This is a genomic window from Paenibacillus sp. TCA20 (assembly GCF_000732325.1).
Taxonomy (GTDB): Bacteria; Bacillota; Bacilli; order Paenibacillales; family Paenibacillaceae; genus Paenibacillus; species Paenibacillus urinalis.
The window spans coordinates 188,998-211,952 of the sequence record NZ_BBIW01000007.1; the positions used below are offsets into that span (position 1 = coordinate 188,998).

26 protein-coding genes are annotated in these 22,955 nt (G+C 46.7%); 13 read left to right on the forward strand and 13 right to left on the reverse strand.

Annotation, left to right across the window (positions count from 1 at the left end):
- Nucleotides 1-265 precede the first annotated feature (265 nt).
- Nucleotides 266-1,078 (reverse strand): winged-helix domain-containing protein, encoded by an 813-nt coding sequence (locus TCA2_RS15195; protein ID WP_052512042.1) that lies wholly within the window; start codon nucleotides 1,076-1,078, stop codon nucleotides 266-268.
- Nucleotides 1,057-1,452 (reverse strand): Fur family transcriptional regulator, encoded by a 396-nt coding sequence (locus tag TCA2_RS15200; RefSeq protein WP_047912458.1) that lies wholly within the window; start codon nucleotides 1,450-1,452, stop codon nucleotides 1,057-1,059. Before TCA2_RS15200 ends, TCA2_RS15195 begins: the two co-directional genes overlap by 22 nt.
- Before the next feature lie 185 nt (nucleotides 1,453-1,637).
- Here TCA2_RS15200 and TCA2_RS26675 point away from each other — a divergent pair, with 185 nt between their 5' ends.
- Entirely contained in the window at nucleotides 1,638-1,961 is a 324-nt protein-coding gene (locus tag TCA2_RS26675; protein ID WP_047912459.1) for a hypothetical protein, read from the forward strand.
- Here the strand turns inward: TCA2_RS26675 and TCA2_RS15210 are convergent.
- The 8 genes from TCA2_RS15210 to TCA2_RS15245 all read right to left on the reverse strand — a co-directional run bounded on the left by TCA2_RS15210 (nucleotide 1,878) and on the right by TCA2_RS15245 (nucleotide 9,991).
- On the reverse strand, nucleotides 1,878-2,981 hold the full coding sequence (locus TCA2_RS15210; RefSeq protein WP_047912460.1) for a GerAB/ArcD/ProY family transporter: 1,104 nt from the start codon (nucleotides 2,979-2,981) through the stop codon (nucleotides 1,878-1,880). The two genes, TCA2_RS26675 and TCA2_RS15210, sit on opposite strands and share 84 nt — an antisense overlap.
- Nucleotides 2,982-2,984: 3 nt before the next feature.
- Nucleotides 2,985-4,238 carry a Ger(x)C family spore germination protein gene (locus TCA2_RS15215; RefSeq protein ID WP_047912461.1) on the reverse strand — a complete coding sequence of 418 codons (1,254 nt, stop codon included), beginning with the start codon at nucleotides 4,236-4,238 and terminating at the stop codon, nucleotides 2,985-2,987.
- Nucleotides 4,201-6,090 (reverse strand): spore germination protein, encoded by a 1,890-nt coding sequence (locus TCA2_RS15220; protein ID WP_052512044.1) that lies wholly within the window; start codon nucleotides 6,088-6,090, stop codon nucleotides 4,201-4,203. The genes TCA2_RS15215 and TCA2_RS15220 overlap by 38 nt, the downstream gene beginning before the upstream one ends.
- A 233-nt stretch (nucleotides 6,091-6,323) precedes the next feature.
- Nucleotides 6,324-7,268 carry an aldo/keto reductase family protein gene (locus TCA2_RS15225; protein ID WP_047912462.1) on the reverse strand — a complete coding sequence of 315 codons (945 nt, stop codon included), beginning with the start codon at nucleotides 7,266-7,268 and terminating at the stop codon, nucleotides 6,324-6,326.
- 155 nt (nucleotides 7,269-7,423) lie between these two features.
- A complete protein-coding gene (locus tag TCA2_RS15230; RefSeq protein WP_047912463.1) occupies nucleotides 7,424-7,828 on the reverse strand; it encodes a DUF350 domain-containing protein in 405 nt (134 codons plus the stop codon).
- Nucleotides 7,829-7,831: 3 nt separating this feature from the next.
- Entirely contained in the window at nucleotides 7,832-9,166 is a 1,335-nt protein-coding gene (locus TCA2_RS15235; RefSeq protein ID WP_047912464.1) for a glutathionylspermidine synthase family protein, read from the reverse strand.
- Between the two features lie 5 nt (nucleotides 9,167-9,171).
- Nucleotides 9,172-9,510 carry a hypothetical protein gene (locus TCA2_RS15240; protein WP_238546410.1) on the reverse strand — a complete coding sequence of 113 codons (339 nt, stop codon included), beginning with the start codon at nucleotides 9,508-9,510 and terminating at the stop codon, nucleotides 9,172-9,174.
- Nucleotide 9,511: 1 nt separating this feature from the next.
- Nucleotides 9,512-9,991, reverse strand: a complete 480-nt coding sequence (locus TCA2_RS15245; protein WP_047912465.1) for a hypothetical protein — start codon at nucleotides 9,989-9,991, stop codon at nucleotides 9,512-9,514.
- Between the two features lie 130 nt (nucleotides 9,992-10,121).
- Between TCA2_RS15245 and TCA2_RS15250 the strand changes: the two genes are divergently transcribed.
- The 5 genes from TCA2_RS15250 (at nucleotide 10,122) to TCA2_RS27215 (ending at nucleotide 12,654) form a co-directional block, all read left to right on the forward strand.
- On the forward strand, nucleotides 10,122-10,667 hold the full coding sequence (locus TCA2_RS15250; RefSeq protein WP_081872538.1) for an amino acid ABC transporter permease: 546 nt from the start codon (nucleotides 10,122-10,124) through the stop codon (nucleotides 10,665-10,667).
- A 30-nt stretch (nucleotides 10,668-10,697) separates the two neighbouring features.
- The gene (locus tag TCA2_RS15255; protein ID WP_047912466.1) at nucleotides 10,698-11,351 is read left to right on the forward strand and encodes an amino acid ABC transporter permease; all 654 of its coding nucleotides are present in this window, start codon (nucleotides 10,698-10,700) and stop codon (nucleotides 11,349-11,351) included.
- A 137-nt stretch (nucleotides 11,352-11,488) separates the two neighbouring features.
- Complete coding sequence (locus TCA2_RS15260) at nucleotides 11,489-11,872, forward strand: hypothetical protein (RefSeq protein WP_047912467.1); 384 nt, start codon at nucleotides 11,489-11,491, stop codon at nucleotides 11,870-11,872.
- 167 nt (nucleotides 11,873-12,039) lie between these two features.
- Nucleotides 12,040-12,333 carry a hypothetical protein gene (locus tag TCA2_RS15265; protein ID WP_047912468.1) on the forward strand — a complete coding sequence of 98 codons (294 nt, stop codon included), beginning with the start codon at nucleotides 12,040-12,042 and terminating at the stop codon, nucleotides 12,331-12,333.
- A gap of 165 nt (nucleotides 12,334-12,498) precedes the next feature.
- Complete coding sequence (locus TCA2_RS27215; RefSeq protein ID WP_177178771.1) at nucleotides 12,499-12,654, forward strand: hypothetical protein; 156 nt, start codon at nucleotides 12,499-12,501, stop codon at nucleotides 12,652-12,654.
- Nucleotides 12,655-12,764: 110 nt separating this feature from the next.
- Here TCA2_RS27215 and TCA2_RS15270 read toward each other — a convergent pair whose 3' ends face one another.
- The gene (locus TCA2_RS15270) at nucleotides 12,765-13,511 is read right to left on the reverse strand and encodes a Crp/Fnr family transcriptional regulator (RefSeq protein ID WP_052512048.1); all 747 of its coding nucleotides are present in this window, start codon (nucleotides 13,509-13,511) and stop codon (nucleotides 12,765-12,767) included.
- Nucleotides 13,512-13,758: 247 nt separating this feature from the next.
- Here TCA2_RS15270 and TCA2_RS15275 point away from each other — a divergent pair, with 247 nt between their 5' ends.
- From TCA2_RS15275 to TCA2_RS15285, 3 genes are all read left to right on the forward strand, one after another.
- The gene (locus TCA2_RS15275; RefSeq protein ID WP_047912469.1) at nucleotides 13,759-14,211 is read left to right on the forward strand and encodes a GAF domain-containing protein; all 453 of its coding nucleotides are present in this window, start codon (nucleotides 13,759-13,761) and stop codon (nucleotides 14,209-14,211) included.
- Nucleotides 14,212-14,322: 111 nt separating this feature from the next.
- Complete coding sequence (locus TCA2_RS15280) at nucleotides 14,323-14,976, forward strand: response regulator transcription factor (protein WP_047912470.1); 654 nt, start codon at nucleotides 14,323-14,325, stop codon at nucleotides 14,974-14,976.
- Nucleotides 14,969-16,081 carry a PAS domain-containing sensor histidine kinase gene (locus TCA2_RS15285; RefSeq protein ID WP_047912471.1) on the forward strand — a complete coding sequence of 371 codons (1,113 nt, stop codon included), beginning with the start codon at nucleotides 14,969-14,971 and terminating at the stop codon, nucleotides 16,079-16,081. The genes TCA2_RS15280 and TCA2_RS15285 overlap by 8 nt, the downstream gene beginning before the upstream one ends.
- Before the next feature lie 309 nt (nucleotides 16,082-16,390).
- On the opposite strand, the gene TCA2_RS15290 is transcribed toward TCA2_RS15285, so the two are convergent.
- Nucleotides 16,391-17,623, reverse strand: a complete 1,233-nt coding sequence (locus tag TCA2_RS15290; protein WP_193746058.1) for an MFS transporter — start codon at nucleotides 17,621-17,623, stop codon at nucleotides 16,391-16,393.
- A gap of 356 nt (nucleotides 17,624-17,979) precedes the next feature.
- Here TCA2_RS15290 and TCA2_RS15295 point away from each other — a divergent pair, with 356 nt between their 5' ends.
- The 3 genes from TCA2_RS15295 to TCA2_RS15305 are packed head-to-tail and all read left to right on the forward strand — an operon-like array spanning nucleotide 17,980 to nucleotide 19,638.
- Nucleotides 17,980-18,480, forward strand: a complete 501-nt coding sequence (locus tag TCA2_RS15295) for an Lrp/AsnC family transcriptional regulator (protein ID WP_047912473.1) — start codon at nucleotides 17,980-17,982, stop codon at nucleotides 18,478-18,480.
- Nucleotides 18,481-18,495: 15 nt separating this feature from the next.
- On the forward strand, nucleotides 18,496-19,083 hold the full coding sequence (locus TCA2_RS15300; RefSeq protein ID WP_047912474.1) for a chromate transporter: 588 nt from the start codon (nucleotides 18,496-18,498) through the stop codon (nucleotides 19,081-19,083).
- A gap of 3 nt (nucleotides 19,084-19,086) precedes the next feature.
- Nucleotides 19,087-19,638: a chromate transporter gene (locus tag TCA2_RS15305; RefSeq protein ID WP_047912475.1), complete on the forward strand. Its 552-nt coding sequence runs from the start codon at nucleotides 19,087-19,089 to the stop codon at nucleotides 19,636-19,638.
- A gap of 80 nt (nucleotides 19,639-19,718) precedes the next feature.
- Here the strand turns inward: TCA2_RS15305 and TCA2_RS15310 are convergent, their stop codons facing one another.
- On the reverse strand, nucleotides 19,719-22,091 hold the full coding sequence (locus TCA2_RS15310) for an Ig-like domain-containing protein (protein ID WP_047912476.1): 2,373 nt from the start codon (nucleotides 22,089-22,091) through the stop codon (nucleotides 19,719-19,721).
- Nucleotides 22,092-22,313: 222 nt separating this feature from the next.
- Here TCA2_RS15310 and TCA2_RS15315 point away from each other — a divergent pair, with 222 nt between their 5' ends.
- Nucleotides 22,314-22,907, forward strand: a complete 594-nt coding sequence (locus TCA2_RS15315) for a bifunctional 2-polyprenyl-6-hydroxyphenol methylase/3-demethylubiquinol 3-O-methyltransferase UbiG (protein WP_047912477.1) — start codon at nucleotides 22,314-22,316, stop codon at nucleotides 22,905-22,907.
- Nucleotides 22,908-22,955: the final 48 nt, after the last annotated feature.

The following is a 22,955-nucleotide window of genomic DNA, read 5'->3' on the forward strand; positions in this document are numbered from 1 at the left end:
CCTCTCTAATTTTCAGTCTATTTATATGTGTATTTAGATCTGATCTAAATTTATGTATAGATTGTAGCACGGCTTCCGATTGGCTTGCATGAGGAACAAATGAACTTTTGAGAGCGGCACATGAACCTTATTTGCATCAGATGAAGAAGTGTGAAGATTATGGAAATTTCATGAACAGCTAAAGGTATTTAGAAACCGATTTGTTTACAAAATAAAAAGAAGTCTTTAAATGCAGTCAAATGAACTGTCATTTAAAGACTTCCTTCTAGTCCGCAAGCCGGTAGCCGACTCCTCTTACGGTAATGATATATTTAGGTGCCGCCGCTTGATCCCCAAGCTTCTTGCGCAGGCTCTTGATATGAACATCGACAACATTGCTGCCTCCGGTAAAGTCCGTCTCCCATACTCTGGAGAGCATCTCCTCGCGGGAAATGACAGAGCCCTTCGCGTTCATGAGAATAAGCAGCAGATCATATTCGGTCTTGGTCAGATGAATCTGGTTGTCCTGCTTATACACAAGCATGCGTTCCGTGTCCACTCTGAGGTCCTTGAAGGCCAGGCAATCACTGCTGTTCGTCTTGGATGTGAGGTGACTCCGAGGTGTCCCGCGGCTAATAATCCGCTGAACATGATACAGTGCCTCATGAGGACGTCCAGGCCATACAAGCAGCTCTTCCTGAAGCAGCTCCGGAGCTGCCCCTCGGATGAAGTTCTCACTCACCAGGAACAAGGTTTGCCCCGCGGTTGAGTTCTTCAGCTTCAACTGCAGATCCAGTGCATCCATCTCATCATATGACGTTACATCATAGATCAGAAGATCATGGGGAATGCTTCCGTATAATTCTGGCTCAAGCCGGTGGAACATCATCACGTCAAAACAGCGATCGGTCAGCAGCTTCACTAGATCATGAACCTGATTGAGCACTGGACTTACGAGCAGGATCCGCTTCGTTACTGCACAGAACGGCACCACAGGCTCCTCAGCTCGATTAAACATTTGAGCCGCCTTATCTTGGGATATACGGATCGAAGCGTAAGGATACTGATTAATGTTCGCTATTTCTGCTTGCTTTTGCATTCCGGACATACACCTCCAAATACAACATGTGCATGATCAATTTCATACCCTGTCTCTTGCGCTACCAATTCGGTCCAGCTCTCAGGAACATCTGTCATCACTTCGTCGACCTTACCGCATACTTCACAGATAATATGCTGATGGTCATCTGTTCTCGCATCGTATCTGCTGGCGGTTTCGCCCAGCTTGAGCTCTTGAATCAATTCCTTCTCTACCAGATACCGAAGGGAATTGTACACCGTACCATACGCCAGGTTATATCCTTCTTGGGACAGCATGGTCATTACTTCTGCTGCAGTAGGGTGATTATGTGATTTACGTACGACATCATAAACAGCTTGACGCTGCGTCGTTAAATTTAATGTTTTAGCCATAAGATCATCAGATCTCCTTCTATATGAAAAGAACTTATTTTTAGATTAAGTATAAATCTAAAGTCATAGGTAGTCAATCCCTGCATAAATTCCAATTCAGGGACTCAAAATAGGGTGACAATCACGAAACGAATAGGTTCAGTTCACAGATCGTTTTACCCAAAATGAGAAGAGGAGAGGTATACATGCTCAAAGCTGCAGGCGCTTTTATCGTCTTGTCCTTGCTTACCATCGCATTTGATATTGCAACCGACATCTTCTTTGGCCACGGCAAGATTGACTCTGCCTTTAATATTGATAATTATATTCTACGCCCGGCGGAGAAAAACACGCTGAAGCTCGTTGGGATCGTCGTATTTCTACATTTCTGCGGCAAACCGGTAGGTAAAGGCCTGTACAAACTGTTTAACCTCATCAACAAACCCTTACGCTCCGGCGCTCCTCCGCTGTCTTCGCTTATGAATCCAAGCGGCTACAAGCAGCAGACTGGGAAAAAAGAACAAAAATAAGGGGTGCACATAGTAGAAAGCAAGAACACCAAACTCAATTTGAAATATATAATTTCTCGCCATACTGTAAGACCATACCAGGAATATAAAGGCAACAGGAATAACTAGTTTTCGGTAAGGGATATTGAAAATATCGGATGCACCAATCAACACCGCTGTGAAATACAATGCGACTCTATAGAAATTAGTAATAATCATCGTCATTACGACCAAAATGTCTACCCGCTGGATAAAGTCAGAGATCTGAATGGTACTAATGGTGGATAGTACGGGAAAAGGTGATCCCTTCGCTATATTGAGCCCCAGAGAAGCAATATTTAGAAACATGGTCTGAGTAAGGAGCAGGCCTCCAATGATAATTGCAATGATGCCAATATAACCGCCTTTCTCAGGTCTGCGCATATATGGCAGCAGCATGAGGAAGAGGATCATTTCACCAAAAGGAACGATAAGGGTATCCGTCGTTATTGCCTCCCACAGGGGTCCGATCCCATCACCAAGTATGGGAAGAACATAATCAACATGGACTGAACCCGAGGCAAACAGCAAGACATTAATAATGAATACAATGGAGAAAATAAAAACCATGAGTAATACAGCAGTGCGTGCCAATACCTCAAAGCCTAAATAGGTCACATAAGCCACACAACAAATCATGAGTGTAGTAATGACGAGAAGGGGCGTACTATTCAGCAAAACGATGTTCACGAGATTGGAGCCTTCCCGCAAATTACGGGAGCCAATGTACATAAAATAGATAACATACATTAAGCCCACCGCAGTCCCTGCATATTTACCGAGTAATTTCCGGCTGATTGCCGTCAGAGGAAGTGTAGGGAAATGTCTGGAAATAGAGGCGTAGAACCAGAACAATACAGCCCCCAGAATCATACCGATCAGTGAGGCCATCCATGCATCCCTGCCTGCCGAGAAACCTAGATTGATGACCGCAGCAACACCTATTTCAAATAAAAGCATTAAGGAGATCATTTGTCCCGTACTGATCTGGTTTCTATTCATTCCCTAGTCCTCCCCTCCGCTGCTATATGGATTCGTACGTGTTAATGTGTTCATAATGACCGTTTTTACATCCACTTCAACTTTACTTTGCGAGAATTTCTCAGACCAGTCATCACTGTCTTCCCATTGCTTATATTCAGGAGAGCGGTTCTTCTCCAGCACATAGCCAAAACCAAGTACATCTGTACCTGCCTTCTGTGCTGCAGTTACAGCTGACATAACAATCTCCTTGGTCTTCTCACTCCAGGTTCTCTCATAGATTTCAACGACCTCCCCTTCATCCAGCTTCAGCGGACAAGTCACCTCATTAATCGTACCTTCCTGCTTCACATCAATATGAAAATGAGGTACCCCATCGACGACAGACGCTTTAATACTGGACTTATAGAAATAGGCTTCAATCCCGACAACTTCCGCGGGATCGATGTGACAGGACAGATTAACCATTGACTTCATCGATCTATTCTTGATAATCGCAAGACCCAGCGGCTCATCACCTTCCATCCACCCTACCAGCTTGTCTCCCTTGAACATGGCCATGCCATCTAATTTCGTGTAAGCAGACACATAAGAGCTTTCCGTATTTTCTCTCTCTTTACCTGCACTTTTGTCCCCTTTAATTACCACACCACTGATTGTGGGGCCACCCCCCGGAACAATCATACCCCGGATCGTTTCATCCACCTCTGACGAGAAGTTATGCGAATATTGCTTGGAGGCGAATCTGACCTTTTCCGCTATATTGTTGGCTGTAATTGGGCTTACCGGACTTGTAATGGCGAGCACATCTCTTGCCTTTGAGCCTCTAGCAATAAGAATCTGCATGGTAATTCTCGTCTCGGGATCTCGCTCAATGAGATCTATAAATCGGCCAATGCCTACATCCCTGGCCAGATCCTCGCTGATAATCACGACTTCTGCATGAGAGCACGACGATCGCCTCGGAATCTTCTGAGACATTTTGCTGACGACTTCCTGTAAGGTTCTTCCCTGATCCGAGAATACAAATGAAGGTGTGGAACCAATTTTCCGGCTACCCGATACCTCATTGGATACAACACCCTGAAATGAGAATTCATATACTCCCTTAGCATTGCCACGGTCCATTGCAAAGCCGGAAAGAATTAAGCGATCCTTCAGCTCTACAGCATCCCAGCAGCTCGTGAGGATCATCGACACCAAGGTAAGTACAGTGATAAGCAGCAGCTTCCGCTTCATATCAAGATCCTTTCTGTTTGTTTTTCCTTGCACTTTCATTCTTATCATCCGTTTTATCCGCGGTAACAGGCCCATCCTCCGTTACGACGTTATACTCACCGCTCCGGCTGCCGGGTCTCTGCTTCATCAAGGAAACGGGAAGCCTGAGAACGGCATCCTTCTGCTGCTTCAGTACGAAGGGACTAAACGGGGTCATGTACGGAACACCAAAGGATCTCAGACTATTCATGTGAGCGAGCAGCGCGATCAGCCCCAGCATGATGCCGTACAAGCCAAAGGTCGCAGCAAGTACGATAAATCCAAACCGAAATATACGTCCTGCGATCGCCATTGTATAGGTTGGAATCGCAAAGCTCGCGATACCTGTCATGGCGATAACAATCGTGAGCAGGGGACTCACAATGCCAGCTTCTACTGCCGCTTGCCCCAGTACAAGACCGCCGACGATATTCGCTGCCTGGCCTACCACGCGCGGCATTCGAACCCCCGCTTCTCGCAGAAGCTCGAATATCGTCTCCAGAATAATAGCCTCCACGAAGGAGGGGAAGGGTATCGCTTCCCGCTGTGATATAAGACTGTACAGAAGCGAGCTTGGAATCAGCTGATAATGGAAGGTCGTCATGGCAATATATAAGGACGGTCCCAGCAGCAAAATGATAAAGCTGATGATTCTGAGCAGACGAAGCAGTGTCGCAATATCGTTCCGATCCGAATAATCTGCCGCGCTATGAAAAAAATGGATGAACACCGTAGGGACGATCAGCACAAATGGACTTCCATCGACAACAAGGACGACCCTTCCTTCAAGCAAACGGACTGCGGTTGTGTCGGGCCGCTCTGTGCTGTACACGGTCGGGAACGGGGTTATTGCCTTATCCTGAATAAGCTCTTCTATATTAGTCGAGTCAAAGACCCCGTCAATCTGGATTTCATCCAGTCTCCGAAATACCTCGGCTACGACGTCTTCATCGGCAATTCCGTCCATATAAACGATGGCAACACGAGTGTTGGACTTATAGCCAATCGTTTGGTAGGTAACTCGCAAATCAGGACTATGAATTCTTCTCCGCAGAAGGGACACATTAATGGACAGCGTTTCAACGAATCCTTCCTTGGGTCCACGGACGACAGACTCCGTCTGCGATTCTGTAATCGCCCGGAATTCTCCGCCGGCTGTCACGATATGAAGCACGTCTGTGCTGTCCTCGGTCAATACGAGTGTATTTCCGAGCAGCAGCTTGTCCATCATATCTTCCCAGTCTTTGCAGTACTCCACGGTACCAAGACTGAATACTTTCTTCGTCAGCCCTTCCTTTAGAATATTCTTGCTGTCTTTACCGTCCGTGATTTCATCCAGCTTGAATTCGGAATTCAGCAAGGAACGAATAATAAAGTCATTAATCGTTTCTTCCTTTACCAAACTGCTGATATATACGATGGCAATAGATATACTGGGACTCGTTCCTATTTCCAGTTTTCGTATCGTGATATCACTACTATTCCCATTTTGGATTAGAATTCCATCGAGCATCTGCTGAAGATTCCCGCTGAGCTCATCAAGCTTGGCCTGAGGTGCTTGAGAAGATTGAGATGCTTGAGACGATTGAGAAGCTGGAGATTCAGAAGAAGTCTCGCTATTAGAGGCATCAGAGCTCTGATCTGATGGGTCACTGCCATTGGAGGCATACTCACTCCCTGCAGAAGCTTGTTCTGACTGCTGCTGATCCGATGACTCAGGAGCTTGATCATGACTGTTATTGCTATTCATGTACTGAACAGTATTTTGCTCCGTATTTTGGACTGAGTCCTCGCTCGTATCTTGTGCAGGTTGATCACTGGACGATTTTGGCTTGAGCTTTTTTAAGTATTCACTGCGACGATGACGTTTCAAGCTGCTCCCCTCACTTCCAAAAAACGTATATACTGATTCTTACCATCCAGTATTTACTTTATGTATGGATTTATAAAACGATAAAAAAAGCTTCCTGAATATTCAGGAAGCAGCTGTTTATATTTTATTAAAATAGGTTCCATTGAACAGGAGTGCGATTTCCCCTATCGCGCGATATATTCGCTTTACTATTTATTGATTCAGGATTGTGCGTAATTCGATCGATATCCTACTTATGCTCCGGATAGAATTCCTTCGATCCGGTCCAGAACTTCCGTCTCTAATTCAATTCCAGAAGCACCGATATTTTCTTTGACCTGCTCTGGACGGCTTGCACCCACAAGTGCACTGGATACATTCGGCTGGCGCAGAATCCAGGCAAGGGCCAGCTGACCCACCTTAATATCCAGCTCGCCGGCAATGTCGATTAACTGCCGTACCTTCTCAATCCGTTCAGGGCTCATTTTCTTGTCATCCCATCCGAGCCTTGCAGCACGGCTGTCTTCTGGAATGCTGTCTGTATCGTTATATTTACCAGTCAGCAGTCCTTGTGCCAGTGGAGAATACACGACTTGTCCGATCCCCTTCTCCTCACCAAGCGGAATAATCTCATCTTCAATGTAACGCTCAAACATATTATAAATCGGCTGGTTCACGACGATCCGATCAAGCAAATAACGATCCGCAAGACCCAGCGCGGCCTCCATCTGAGCTGCTGTCCACTGACTGACTCCGACATACAGCACTTTGCCTTGGCGAACCAGATCATCCAGTGCTCTCAGTGTCTCTAGCAGTGGCGTTTCTGGATGGAACCGGTGGCAATAATAAATATCTACATAATCCGTGCCGAGCCTTCTAAGGCTTGCTTCGCACTGCTCCATAATATGCTTCCTGGAGAGGCCTTGATCATTCGGGCCCTCGCCCATCTTGCCGAATACTTTGGTAGCCAGCACATAGGACTCCCTTGTGTAATTCTTCAGTGTCTTCCCCAGCAGCTCTTCTGCTGCTCCGCGTTCGTATACATTGGCTGTATCAAAGAAGTTGATCCCCGCATCGTATGCAGTTTCAATGGAACGAACCGCGTTCTCCTGCTCAACGTATCCTCCATACGTGAGCCAGCTTCCAAGACTGATCTCGCTGACCTTCACACCGCTGCCACCTAATCTCCGGTACTTCATGCGTGCCATTCCTCCCTTGAAAAATATGTATCTGTTTCCTTTTTAATATAAACCTTCGGCTTTGAAATGAAAAGGAGGCGACAATTCCTATAAGCCAAAATAAATAACAAAAAATCCGGTACAACAAGCGTACCGGATAGCGGATTATGCATCACCTACAACAAAAACGTTCCTATGACGAGAGAGACCCCGATAATAATGGAGCGAAGCAATTGAGCCACCGCCATATTCCCTTTCTCAATCTCTTCACACACTTTGAACTTCGGCGTTATAAAATCAAATATAAGATATACAAGAATAAGTACAACAATACCCACTACAGACCAGACAAGCATATCTACCCATGAATGCGAGCTGAAGGAGACCATCGCCACGATAATACACAGACCAAGCAGCTTGCTGCCCATGTATACCCCGGCCGCTTCATTCCCTCCTCTAATTTCCTTCCCGTCATCAAACCGGGTAACCTTACTGAACAGGGTGTATCCGACGAACAGGATTACCAGGATCAGGACGATCCCAATCGCCACATTCAGCAAATCGACTCCGAAATTCTCCATTTTCTAATGTTCCTCCTTCATATATATAGGAAATGCAGCCGGACAATAATAAGCCATATCCCCTGTAATTCTACCGCCTACGCGAGGGAGCAGCCCTGAATAGTGACCCCCAATAACATAAACTCCGGTTAATAAGTATCCGGAAAAAGGACCGTCTTCCGTATGTACCTGCACATTTTCCATCTGACAGCGCAGCTGATAAATGAGCGGCTGATTTCCGTAATAGTTCTGAATGTCCTCCCGGCTGTCTTCCTCGCTCTGTCCCCATTCCGCTTCCGTCAATTGGCCTGCCTCATCAAACAGGGAAGTGCCCTTGCCTTCTCTGCCCCAATATCCCTTAGCAACATATGCCTGGCCCTGTTGAATAAATAATGCGGGATTGTAATAGGTTGGCAGCAGATACTGCTGTATGGCCTCCAGCTGCTGATCCGTATACAGAGGTTCACCCAGCAGGTCACTTGCCTCTTCGTGCCGTTCATATAGTGACCAGATCAGAGCCATGAAGCCTTTGCTCTGCGTGAGTATGCTTTGGGCCGGATTAATAAGACCTAACTTCCCCTCTTCTACCAGCTCAAGCATCCATTCTCCAATTCTGTCCTCTGTATCCTCAGCTTCGTCATTGACCAGATACTCTAATGGATACAGCCGATATAACACCGATATGCGTTCACCATCGGAATACAGCCCCTCACCTCGGACGATTTCCAGCTCAGATAGTGGAACATAGCAGGCATCATAGCCCATTTCTTGAACGATCTCCATCAGATACTCGGTGTTGCGCCGATCCTCCACATGCCATTCATAGCAGGTAAATACAACGCGGCCGCCAAGTCCAATCGATTTATAATGCTCAAGCAGCTGGCGAAAAGCGTGCGCAATATGCAGTCTCATCTTCACCGAAGTGGCCTGCAGCCCGCAAGTATGACTCTCGATCAGCTCCCGTGCAAGGTACGAGGCTTCGGGAATTCCTGTCGGGGTATCCGTATTATTCTCAATACACTTGATCTTCCCGCTGGGCGCAAGAATAAAATCCTGCCTGGATACCCCGTGTCCAGGGACCTCCATTCGTGCTGCTGGAACAAGGCTTGCGGGAACACCCAGTTGCTGCGTAAGAAAGGCATCCGGCAAATATCGCTGGGCAAAACGCAGTGTGCTCAGATAGATGTTGTCGATCATCTCCGAGGCATACATCAGCTGCTCGATTTCTTTTTCTGAGTAACGTACTGCAGCAGGGAGACAATACTGTTTGCCGTACATCCGATGGTAGGGAATCTGTTCAGCTCTCTCCCCGGCAAAAATTTCATCATGCGGCTTATCAAATGGCAAAATTCGATTCATGCGGCCTATCCTCCAGAGCTGAAGAATCCGCCGCTGCCAAAGCCCTTGGAGCTGGAACTCGAGCTTGATTTATAAGTAGCTGAGGATTTGCCTGATGATGAGCTTGATCCGCTGCTGCCTCCATAGTAATAAGCTCCGCCGCCGCTCGACCCGCTGTTATCATCACAATATCCATCATTATTATAATCGTAGCAGTCATCCGAATTAGTGCCGCAGCCTGCTAGCGCTACAGGGAGGGTGAGGAGAAGAGAGAAGGTCACCATCTTCTGTGCGTTTATTTTCTTAGGAGGCTTATTCGTTCTAAGTCTACTGTCTTCCGTCATTTCAGGGTTCTGTCCGTTCATCTTAGAATTCACCTCGTTTCAAATACAGCACAACCTTGGACCGATCGGTATCAAACACGGTGTACACACTCTCATAGGTTTCATCACGGTGAACTAGATAATGATCCAGCAGGAGCCGTGCAATATCCATTGTCGAGGACAGAGGGATATTCAGCTCGAACGACTGGAAGGATCGCCCCTTCCACAATACATATTCACAAGCGATACTGCCTGACGATACTTGATAAGCATCGAATGCGGCTTCATACAGTGCTTTTCCATAGCTGTAGTCTTCCGGATTGAATTTCTTCGCGTAGATCAAATGTCGATGTCCATCTTCCGATTCGTTAGCCGTATGCTCATACAGCTCGCCGCGAATGATCGTTGCATTCACCAGCTTGCGGACAAACAGCTCTTCTTGAGACACATGAAGCTGAGTGAGCGGTTCAATCACTTTCTTATCCGACTCAGACCAGTGCTCATATATTACCGGTACATGCATGTTGTTATCTGTCTCCCATCTTGAGTCTTCTCTTGCCTTACAGATCAGGCCTCTTGTTTATGCTTAATTTTAAACGCACCAACAGGGGAAGAGGTTACAAAAATTTTCAAAATTTCCTTTAACACCTTTTATATGGATAAGGATTGTATGCAACATTTTGACGATTTTCTTTTTCTATTATGGGCTCTCATCTGTAGGACTCAATCTAGACGGCTTCGTATCCGGGACACTGGGTCTAACCATCTACACCTCTGCCTTTGTGGCCGAATCCATCCGGGCAGGGATTCAATCCGTACCCAAAGGGCAGCTGGAGGCAGCCCGCTCTTCGGGGCTCAGCTATATCCAGACGATGGTGCATGTCGTGATGCCCCAGGCAGTTCGCATCGTGCTTCCGGCCATGGGGAATCAGTCCATCAATCTGGTGAAGAATTCTTCCATACTGGCCGTCGTTGCCGGACTGGATCTGATGTATTTTGCAGACAGCGTCAATTCAGCTACCTTCCAGACGCTATCGGTCTATACCGTTGTTGCTATTCTCTATCTCGTGATTACACTTCCGTTAAACTTCCTTGTCCACTACTTGGAGAAACGCTTAAATCAGCGCGAAATCCGAAATACAACCAAAAAATCGCGTTCACCCAAGCTGCCAAGAGGACTGGACAGGCCGCTTAACTAGCTTCTTCAGACGTGAAAGGAGGAGGACAAAATGGATTTTGCAGGCGCTTATACCTGGCCCTATATACGATTTCTTCTTGAAGGCTTCATGCTGACATTGCAGGTCGCCGGTGTCGCCATCCTGCTCAGCTTCATCGTTGGCATTATCCTAGGCACCATTCGATATACGAAGTTTCCCGTTATTTCGCAGATCGTTGCCGTGGTCGTGGATACGATCCGCAACCTCCCGCTCTTTCTCATCATTCTGGTATCATACCTGATCCTTCCTCAGTTCGGAATCAACATGTCCGTATTCTGGGCTGCTGTATTCGGACTGACGATATTTGAAGGCTGTATGATCGCCGAGATACTCCGCGGCGGACTTAATTCCATAGATAAAGGGCAGATTGAAGCAGCACGTTCATCGGGCCTCAGCTACTTTCAGACACTGCGTCTGATTACACTCCCGCAGGCGCTGCGCCGCATGGTGCCTCCCCTGCTCAGCCAGACTATATCTTTGCTGAAGGATACTTCACTTGCTGTCGCCATCTCCTTGCCGGAGCTGATGAATCACGTGCGTATAGTCGGAGGACAAAATCCAGATTTCTACCTTCCGATGATTGTTTTTGCCGCGATGCTCTACTTTATCGTTAATTATTCGCTATCTCTCTTTGCCCGGAGACTGGAGACCCGCGTCGACGCTTAATCGTCTTATGGGTAGAGGCTGGATAAGTGAAACTGCACCCCGATTGTTAGACACTCACTAACAGTTGGAGGTGCAGTTTTTATATGATTAAGTAGACTTTGAACTGTATCCACTTGTTAATAGGAGGATCAATCATTTTGAAGAATAAGAAATGGATCTTATCGTTTATTTCCTTGTTTATTATCATTTACATTGCATTCGGCTTTTGGATAGCGAGTGATACCAAACTAATTTTAGAAAAATCTCTTGAATCTGTTGATGATTATACCGAATACATGAGCCAGTCATTTTTTGATAACACCAATATACCGGCAAGAGGCGATACTTCAAGCCATTTTACATATCATCCTGAAAATCATAAAATAGGCACTGTTTTTCCACTACATTTCTTCTTCATTTCAAAAGTATTTGTAACGCATGAATACGATCAGCCTGACTTCGGATTTCGTGAAACACTCACAATAAATCTAAAGCTTATGAACGGGCACTGGTATGCTTCAAACGTTAAATTTAATCCGTAGCGGCTCAGGCATCCTCATATCCTTCTTCAAGTCGAACAAAGCGTAGATCATCTTTTTTCTCATTTCCACACAGAACCTGAATATCCTATTCATAAGGATTGCCAGGTTCTTTTGTATGCATCGTCTTGAAGATGTCGATACTTGCAATAAAAGGAGGCTGCCTTGACGTGAACACCTTGCTTATTGCCCTGTTTATTATTCTCCCCTTCATTCTGAGTGCCATTTCTCTGCTCTTCAAGCCGATACAGAGAGTGCTGCACTTCATTGCCTTGTTCTGTTTCTATGCCGCAGGGGTATGCCTGTTAATCTCTGTCTATCACACGAATATGAGCGGCATGACCTTCACGACGCAGATTCATCACATCCTGCTCGACCCGCTGTTCGTCATTCCTGCTGCTTACCTTGGAATCTACATTCCATTCCTCATCATTACGTACCTTCTGCTCCCCAAGAAGAAATGATGATTGTCACGGCTTAATAAAAAATAATCCAACAAAATACAGATTAACAATTGCAATTTGATTAAAAAACATGCATAATAAAATCATTGATAATGATTATCATTATTGTAGGTTGTCTTCATGACACACTGCAAATTTTCTATATAAAGGGGACTCTAAGACAGAATGAAAGCATCCGTAACCAAAACTACTCTGCAGCTTGATGATTATCTGGACCTGCTTAATCTGGCGGTGTCCATTGGCGACGAGAAATGGCAGAAGGAAATTATTCGCAAATTGTCTTATACTTATCCTGCAAAAGCCGCTACCCATATGAAGTAACTCATACTTAACTCACATATAGAATTGAGAGCATGCTGTCGATTCTCATTCAATTCAAAGACACCCATTCCAGAGCGGCGGGTGTCTATTTTATTTGATCCATAGATCATTTATAATCTGCAAATCTTCGAAGAGCACGCATGATTCGAAGGGCAGCCGCAAATTTCATGCAGCTCCTTCAGCTCACGAATGAGTATTTTCCCTTGGGTCACTTCAATGATCCCTTGATCCTTCCATCCGCTCAGCGTCTTCGTCACATTCTCACGTGTCGCACCAATCATCTCAGCAAGATCGGCATGGTTCAGCTTTTTCATAATTAGAATTCCTTCCGGCGTCGCTTTACCATAACTGTTGCTCGCTCTCACCAGCATTGATGCCAGCGCTCCCGCCTTGCCGTTCATTAACAAATCGCGCAGCTTAAGCTGTGTAATCCGCTGCATCGTTCCCATCCACCGAATGAACTCCAGCGCTATATTTCCGTTCTCACTAAGGAGTTTCTCCAGATCATTCATCATGATGACTCCAACCACGCCGCTCTCAACCACTTCCGCCCCTTGCCCGTAGGCTTCACCGTCTACACCGCCGAACTCCCCTAGCAGATCGCCGGCATGCATGAAGGACAATATGATCTGCTTCCCGTCCTCGCTCATCTTGGTCATCTTAATCCGACCCGATTTGACATAATAAATCGCTTCTACATCGTCACCTTCGTAATACAATATTTCTCCGGCCGTGATCGTCTTGGGCTGCATGATGCTTAGAAGGGCATCTTTAAGCAACGCCTCTCCTTGAATGTCCGTTCCGCCAATACCACTCACCGTCGCCTCACGTCTCCTTTGGTTAAGTACAATTGTCATCTCCATCCGCCTCCACTCTCTCTTTGATTCTATTGTACCGTGTACGGGTCTGGGCTGTGATCAGGGAAAAACCTGATTTTTGAAGTGAATTCCCCCTAAATTCATCCATTATTTCTCCAAGTGAAGTTTTTCACTGCCGCCGTATACATTTACGGTAATGATTAATGCATGAATCCATAACATCCATGATTAAAATAGTGAAACGGATTCATACAAGTGGAAAAATATAAAAAGGATGTGATGACCCATGCACCGCTTAACCCTATTGGACGAAGAGGCTTTAAACCGTTTGCATCAAAATTTGACATCGGACTTTACTGCGATCGTGCTTCTCACAGAGCCTGAGGGCAAGCTTAGGGTCATTTCAAGCTTAGGCCGCCGCAGCGAACGCACGAGCAAACTAGCCTTCCGCCCAAGCCAAGGAATAGCCCAGCATGTATTTAAGTATGGGCGTAAATATATGATTGATGGATCCAGTCTGGACCTGTCCGGGCTCCGCCAGGCCTGCCCCCTCCTGCTCGCTGAGCGGCTGAAGAGCATCATCGCCGTACCGATCCTGCATAACAAACTACCTGTCGGCCTGATCATTACCGGCCATCGTTCTAACTACACTTTCACCGACACCGATATTAAACGAGCACAGAATGAAGCTAATGTTATTTCTCAATCTATAAACGCGTTTTATCCTGTATCTCCCTGATCATTCATGTATATAAGAGACATGTTGATATGGATTCGTCTGTGCAGCGTTTTCCTGTGTGTAGTAGAATGGTAGTTAGATGACACTGTCAGGGAAACGGAGGAGAGTCTATTGATTAGGATCGTGATTGTAGATGACCACGTCGTCGTTCGTTCCGGACTCAGCGCACTGCTGAACGGCAAACATGATATCGAAGTGATCGGCGATGCTGCAGACGGTGATGAAGCCATTACCAAGACGGAGGAGCTGAGGCCTGATGTCGTGCTCATGGACTTCAGCATGCCTCCAGGTAAGGATGGTCTCACCGCGACAACAGAGCTGAAGAAGAAAATGCCCGATGTCCACGTCCTTATTCTTACCATGCATGATGATGAAGAATATTTGTTTCGCGCCATTCAGGCAGGCGCATCCGGATATATTTTGAAGAGCGCACCGTATGAGGAGCTGATCACCGCTATTCGTTCTGTCGCGGAAGGCAGCGCCTATCTCTATCCGAGTGCAACGAAGAAGCTGATGCAGGAATACTCTGAAATGATACGCCGGGGAGATACAGACGGTCCGTTCGAATCTTTGTCTGAGCGGGAAAAAGAAATCATGGCCTGGATTGCCAAGGGCTACTCCAACAAGGAAATTGCCGAGCATCTCGTTATCAGCGTGAAGACGGTCGAATCTCACAAAAGCAACCTGATGGATAAGCTTGGCTTGAAGAGCCGGCCAGAGCTGGTCAAGCTCGCCATGAAGAAGGGACTGCTCTCTTATGACTGATCAGCAGCAGAGCTTTACCACCCCTTTTGGCAGCTATTCAGTTGATACACTACTGACCGAAGTGGATCGGCATATCGAGGAGATCCCTGTCAAAACAGAGCTGAAAAGTGCGCTCCGCGAGCTCAGCGACCTGAAGCTGGCGCTTGACGAGTCTTCAATCGTCGCCCTGACTGACCAAAGGGGAACGATTCTGTACGTCAATGATAAATTTTGCGAAGTGTCCAAGTATCCCAGAGAAGAGCTGATCGGTCAGGACCACCGGATTATCAACTCAAAATATCATAGCAAGGAATTTATGAAGGACATGTGGCGAACCATCGGTCAAGGCAAAGTATGGCATGGCGAGCTTCGAAACATCGCGAAGGACGGCAGCATTTACTGGGTAAACACAACGATTGTCCCGATCTTGAACGAACAAGGAAGACCCAAGCATTACCTCGCTGTGCGAAATGAGGTTACCAAGCTCAAGCAGGTTGAAGCCGAGCTGCAATCCATGATGAGCAAGGTGATCAGCATCCAGGAGGAAGAACGCAAACGCTTCTCACGAGAGCTTCATGATGGCCTCGGGCAGAGCCTATACTCCCTCGTCATCCAGATTGATCAGCTCGCTTCGAGTCAGAGCGAAGGGCCCAACGACCTCGGGCCTCTGCGGGATCAGGTTACTTCCATTATTGAAGAGGTTCGAGGACTTGCGTGGCAGCTTCGCCCCTCTGTGCTCGATGATCTCGGTGTTGTCCCTGCCATTCGTTCTTATATTGAGAATTATCGTAATTACTACGGGATTGAAGTCACCTTCGAATGCAGTCTGCATCGTCGTCTGCCCCACCATCAGGAGCTGGCCGTCTATCGGATCATTCAGGAGGCACTCACCAATACCGCAAAGCATGCGGATGCGTCTTATGCCAGTGTCATTATTGATGACAGCGAGCAAGAGCTGACGATCGTCATTGCCGATCAGGGGGAAGGCTTCAATCGAGAAATCCCCGGAGCCGGCGTCGGGATGTTCAGTATGGAGGAGCGCGCACGAAGCGCGGGCGGAGCTCTATCTATTGATACGAGTATTGGCGAAGGCACGAGGATTACAGTGTCCTTCCCCAAGAGATAGAACGAATGAAGGACATGCTGCGAGCAGCATGTCCTTCTGCATCCTCTACATCCTTGTATCCTTATATACGTTCTCTCTTCCCTTTGCTCCTCTACATCCTTGTATCCTTATACGTTCTCTCTTCCCTTTGCTCCTCTACATCCTTGTATCCTTATACGTTCTCTCTTCCCTTTGCTCCTCTACATCGTTGTATCCTTCTTATACGCCATCTTGCCCTTAGAGATGATAATACCTCTTTCTCCTCTTCACTCCACCCCTCTCTCTGTCTGCTTGTTATTTGAATTAACCCGTAAGAAGCCATGGACTCACTTATTTCGTTGCCGCGATTTGAGGACCGGTTACCCTGCTCTTCACTCCTGCATCCCCTTTGACGAATAAGAAGAGTACCCCTCCGATGAGCAGCAGAACGCCGGATAGATAAAAACCAACCTCAATGTTCCCTGTAACGTCTGACAAGTAGCCTGTAATATACGGTGCAAAGATCGAGGAGAGCATGCCCGCAAAGTTAAAGAAGCTGTAAGCCTTAGAATACATATGAGACTTCGTGTTATCTGCTACAAAAGAGATTAGAATCGGATCCAAAGCCAGCTTGCCGACAAAACCATAAATGATCAGTCCAACAATCATGAGCGAATAATTTTCAACATAAGGAATGACGAATTGGCATATTGCACCGAAGAATACGAGGATAAGGATAAGCGGCTTCTTGTTCTTGGCCCGATCGGACAAATAACCGAACAAGATCGCCCCCGGAATCGAGGCCCATGGAACCAGCGAGGCAATGATACCCGTCTCGGAGCCCTCAAGACCGCGTGACTCCTGCAGGTAGAACGGCAGCCAGGTCATCATGCCGAAGAAGCCGTAGAGTGAACAGAAGATGAGAATATACGTTAGAATGTGATTTCTGGTGAATAGATCGCGGATGTTGCCCTTCTCTGCCGGCGTTGCAGCCTCGGATTGAACGACTTCTTTGCTGCGGTCGTCTTTGACGAATACGGCTATCGCAATGGCCACGAAGATCGTCAGCACTCCAAATAGATAGAAGGTGAACTGCCAGCTCATGCCGAGCTCGAAGGTAAAATAACTGGAGGCGATAAAGCCAAGGGAGATGCCGAGTGCCATGCCGCTGTTGATTAGTGCTGAGGACACGCCCCGATACTTCTTGGGGATCGCATTAGCAGATATACCGTACTGAGGACCGTAATACGTTCCTTCTCCAAGTCCGGTAATTGCGCGTATCACGAGGAATACAATGAAGCCGGGAGCAAATCCGCTGAGAATGGTGCCGATCCCGAACAGGATGTAGCCGGCTACAAGCACCTTTACTCTTCCGAAGCGGTCTGCCAAATAGCCCGAAGGAATCTGCATTGCAGCATAGGTAATAAAAAACACAGTCGACATTAACCCAAGCTCCGTGTTGTTTAATCCCCAATCCTCCCCAATGACACCCATGACCGGAGACAAAATATTGCGATCTGCATACATAAAAGTCCAGCCTAATGCAAACAAAATGATAAGTACCACCGGATTGCTTGTCTTCAAGGATTTCATCACAAATCACTCCCTCATACTTTATGTAAATTTTAATGACACAAAAACATTCACACGGAAAAATTTGAGTAAAAACCTCCTTTTTGTTAAAAAAGTACAAACAGCAATAGTATTTTCGAGATTTTAGTGTCATTTAAACTAACATGTTGAAAGAATATCATGACCTTTTCATCGTAGTCAACAACGTTTTGAAAGCAGCAGGAATATATAATGAACATTTTGCATAAAAATGATTGACTTCTCTTTCGAAAAGTTTTTAAATAAGCAATGTGAGTTACATAAAGATGGTTTGGGAATGAAATAATATGCTTTCAGCTTACATCATGTAAGAAAGGTGGTTTTTTGAAATGAGCGAAGAATTTTATGTAAAAAAGAACTCAACAGAGATTCCGCATATGCACAGTCTCGATGAGATAGATCGCAAAATATTAATTGCACTGCATCAGAACAGCCGGATTTCCTATACGGATCTAGGGCAGCAGATCGGACTATCGCGCGTCGCCGTCCAGGCTCGAATTAATGCACTCGCTGAGAAGGAGATTATTGAACGCTTTACAGTTGTCATTAATCCAGTCAAGGTGGGGTTGTCCGTGTCCGCCTTTTTTAATGTAGACATTGAGCCGATGTATTTGGATGAAGTGGCTGAACGGCTGGATCAAGAGCCTGCTGTTACAAGCTTGTACCATATGACAGGTCCGAGCACGCTGCACATGCATGGTATTTTTGCGGATATGGAAGAGATGGAGCAATTTCTGCTTGAGAAATTATACAAAATGCCCGGGATCGTCAAAGTCGAGTCCCAGCTGCTGCTCAAACGCTACAAGAGCCGCATGGGCATGCGCTTATAGGAGGGAACACCTACGATGGACTTACAGCCTTACAAGGAAATTGCGATTGGGATGGCCAGAACAGGCGTGCTTGGCTATGGAGGCGGCCCGTCCGTTATTCCGCTCATTCGCTATGAAGCAGTGACCCGATACAAATGGATGGATGATGAAGAATTCGGGGAAACACTCGCGCTCGCAAATGCACTTCCCGGTCCGATCGCCACCAAGATGGCAGCTTATCTTGGATACAAGAAGAAGGGCGTGCTTGGCGCTATTATCTCAGTACTCGCTCATATTTTACCTTCAAGCATCGCGATCGTCGCCCTTCTCGGTGTCATGTATACCCTGAAAGACTCTAAATACATAGCAGGCATGATTGCCGCCGTACGTCCTGTGATCGTCGTCATGCTCGGAATTATGGCTTACGAATTTGCGACGAAGGCCTGGAAAGGGCTGGGCAGGGGGTTTGCAATATTGTTCGGCGTGCTCGCTTTTGTTCTGCTGCAGCTGCTTCAGGTTCACCCGGGTATTGTCGTCATCCTCTTCCTCGGCTACGGCATGTTCCATTTGAATCTTGTGCAGAAATACAAGCGGAATAAACAGAACGATAAAGGAGTGTCTTAAGCGATGGAACGTTTGCAAACATGGTGGGAACTATTCTGGGGCTTCTTTGTCGCGAATGTGCTCGGTTACGGCGGAGGGCCTGCCTCCATTCCACTCATGCAGGAGGAGATCGTTAATCACTACAACTGGATGACGAATGAACAATTCGGCGACGTCCTTGCGATTGGGAACGCCCTGCCGGGTCCAATTGCGACGAAAATAGCGGCATTTGTAGGCTATCAAGTTGCCAGCTGGCCGGGATTCATTATTGCGACCTTCGCCACCGTAGTCCCTTCAGCGGCAGCCCTGATTCTGCTGCTCAGTCTCCTAAATAAATACCGTACCTCAAATGTCGTAAAAGGCATGACACTGCTCGTACAGCCTGTAATCGCTGTGCTGATGATCCTGCTGACATGGGAGATGGGTGTCGTCTCTGTCGAGGTAATTAACTTGTGGCAGACACTTGCTATAGCTGCGATCGCGCTCTGGGTACTGACCAAGACCAAGATTCACCCTGCGCTTGTCATTCTGGCGTCCTTTGCATATGGGGCACTCGTCATCTCGCATACGATATAACATAAGGTATAAAAAAAGAGGCGTTCCGGCCACCTGCTCCCCATGGGGCAGATCTCCGGCAAACGCCTCTTTTCTATAAACTACTCTGTAACAATAACGCTGACCTTCGTCTTCTCTCCAGCAAAATCAACAGTAATGGTTGCTTTACCTTTACCTGTGGCCCTAATCACGCCATCCTTCACCGTAGCAACAGTGATGCGGGATGATTTCCACAGGGCAGGCTTGGACACATTGGCTTCCGTACCATCTGCATAAGTAGCCGTAGCGATGACGCTGGCAGATTTGCCTTTTTTCAGCTCCAGCACAACCTCATCGGTTTGCAAATACTTGAGTGTATCGACATCCAGCGGAATGCTGACCGATTTGGTTCCGTATTTGCCTGTGATTTTGGTCTTGCCATATCCTACAGCGGTTACTTCTCCCTTGCTGACCGACGCTACTTTGTAGCTGCTCGCCTTCCATTCAGCGATGTCCGTAACATCGCGGGAGGAACCATCACTCAGGAATACCGTGAGCGTAATCTCCGCTTTGTCTCCCGACTTCATAGATAGAGAGTCCACGGAAGCTTCAATCCGATCGATATCATCTACTTCTACCGATACCGTAATCTTCTGCTCGCCGTATTCTGCCGTAATGGTCGATTTGCCTTTGCTGTATGCCGTAACGAGTCCTTTCTTCACATCAGCAACACGAGTGCTGCTTGATTTCCATATTGCATCATTGCTTACATCCTGTTCATTTCCATACTGATCCGATGCGGTCAGCTTGATTTGATAAGTCTCTTTGGACAAGAGGGCAACGACAGGTACATCGGCGGACAAGCCGCTTGCCAGGCCCACTTCTACAGACATCGTGTACGACTTACCGTCATACTTTGCCGTAATGTTTGCCTTACCTGTTGCAACACCCGTAATCAGTCCTTCAGAAGAAACATCGGCTACCTTCTCATTGCTGGAGCTCCATTCCGCTTCGTCATTAATGACAACCTCGCGGTTATCTCCATCGAGCGCATAAGTAGCAATCAAATTCGCCTGCAGTGTACCCGCTTCAGGTAATACACCTTTTTTATTTTGAAGCTCTACCTTGTTCGGAATATCAACACTGATCGCAACTTGGACGGTTTTGCCGCCATATGAGGCCTTGATCGTTGCTTTTCCTGATTTATAAGCATGTACGTTACCTTTGGACACATAAACGATATCCGCGTCACTGGAAGTCCAGTCTGCCTTGCCTGTAACCTCTTCCGTTGTACCATCTAGGTAAGTCGCATTCAGCTTAAAAGCATGCGTTCCGCCTACCGTCATCCCAAGCTCTTCTTCCATGATATCTAGATATCTTGCAACTTCAACGTCAACCGGGATTTCAATGCTGCGATCCCCGTATTTGGCTGTGATCGTTGCTGAGCCAGAACCATTGGCATATACTTTGCCATTAATAACATCAACTACTTTTTCATTACTGGAAGTCCATGTTGCATTATTGGTAACAACCGTTTCCTTGTCGTCTGGATATACCGCCGTCAAGCTCAGATTGTCTGTATCTCCAATCTTCATAAACAGACTCGGCTTGTTCACGGTCAGCTTGCGTGTCTTGTCGACATCTACTTCCAGCGTTGTTGTCTTGGTTCCATACTCGGCTGTAATCGTCGCTGTTCCAGCCTTATAAGCAACCACTTTGCCCTGGTAAGCATCCGCTACGTTCTCGTTGCTCGAGGACCATACGGCCTCTGTGGTCACATCCTTAGTAGATCCGTCCGGGTAGGTAGCAATAAGCTCCACCGTCTGCTCTTCTGATAGAAGCAGGGATAGATTAGCGTAATCTTTAACTTCAATGCGTCTTACAACTTCTACATTGACATCAAGCGACACACTTTGCTTGCCCAGCTTGGCTGTAATCGTCGCCGTACCTGCAGATAAACCTCTTACACTTCCGTTAATGACCGTAGCGACTTTGCCATCCGAGGAAGACCACTCCGCCTTACTCGATACTGCTTCCGTAGTATTATCACTATAGATAGCCGTTAGCTCAATCTGCTCTTTGTCCCCGATCCGAAGATCCAGGCTCTGTTTATCCTTTGTCAATGCCTTTACTTTCTTCGTTACTTTGACTTCAACCGCCTGAGATTCTCCTTCATAAGCAGCCACAATCGTCGCTGTTCCTTCTCCCTTGGCTGTGATCGTTCCGTTATATACCGAAGCGACTGTACTATCTTCACTTGTCCAATCCGTATTCACCGTTACATTGCTCGACTTACCATCACTGTAAACAGCTGTCGCTGTGAGTGTAATGGAATCTTCCATTTCCAGATTCACTGTGTTCGTCGATAGCACAAGTTTGCTTAGTTCAGCATCTGCAGCAGAGACGCTCTTCATGGAAGTCAGTCCTGTCGTTGATAGAATCAGGAGCAGTGCCATAAATACCGTGAACACTTTTGCATAGCTATGCTTTAACATGATTTCCCCCCAAATATGAATAAAAGTATTGTCTTCTCTTATGTCGGTCAGGGGCGAGCAATTAATTAGTTTTACAATTGTTTTTTATGTAATGATGTCACTTCAATCCCCCTATGTGAAGAGCGTGCCGCAAGGGTACAGGCTGCTGGAGCATGGGAATACGAATACAAAGCATACCTGGGGCGGGATATCGCATACGTTACAGGAGAGGAGGGAACACCTATGTCATTTGACTATATTGGATATTGGGAAAATACCTATAAAAATGGGGGCAACTCCGGAGCTGGCTCGTACGGGATGCTGGCTGAATTCAAGGCAGAGGTCATTAATCGAGTCATTGCATTGCATAAGCTCACGCGCGTCATTGAATTCGGCTGTGGGGACGGCAACCAGCTAAGCTACATGGACTATAAAAAATATCTTGGACTGGACGTGTCGGCCTCTTCCATTCAGATGTGCACAAAGCGATTCGCTTCCGATCCTTCCAAGAGCTTCATGTTATACAATCCAGGATCGTTTCTCAATCAGGGGTTTATAGAAGCCGACCTTGCTGTATGTCTTGATGTGCTGTATCACATTACCAACGAAGAGGACTATATCAGCACGCTTCGAGATCTGCTCAGCGTATCGGCCGATTGGGTGATCATCTATACGCGAATAACGAATGCCCATTCTACCTCGGGAGTAGAAACGATCCAGGATCGAAACATATTTGATTACTTGGCGGCGTTCCCGGAATACAAGGTAGAGGAGATCATTCCCCAGCGTTATCCGGACTTATCCTCTGCTGATTTTTTGCTGCTGCGAAAAGCTTGAGCACTTTTGTTTTGAAAATATTATAATTTTGTCTCTTTTTACTAACAT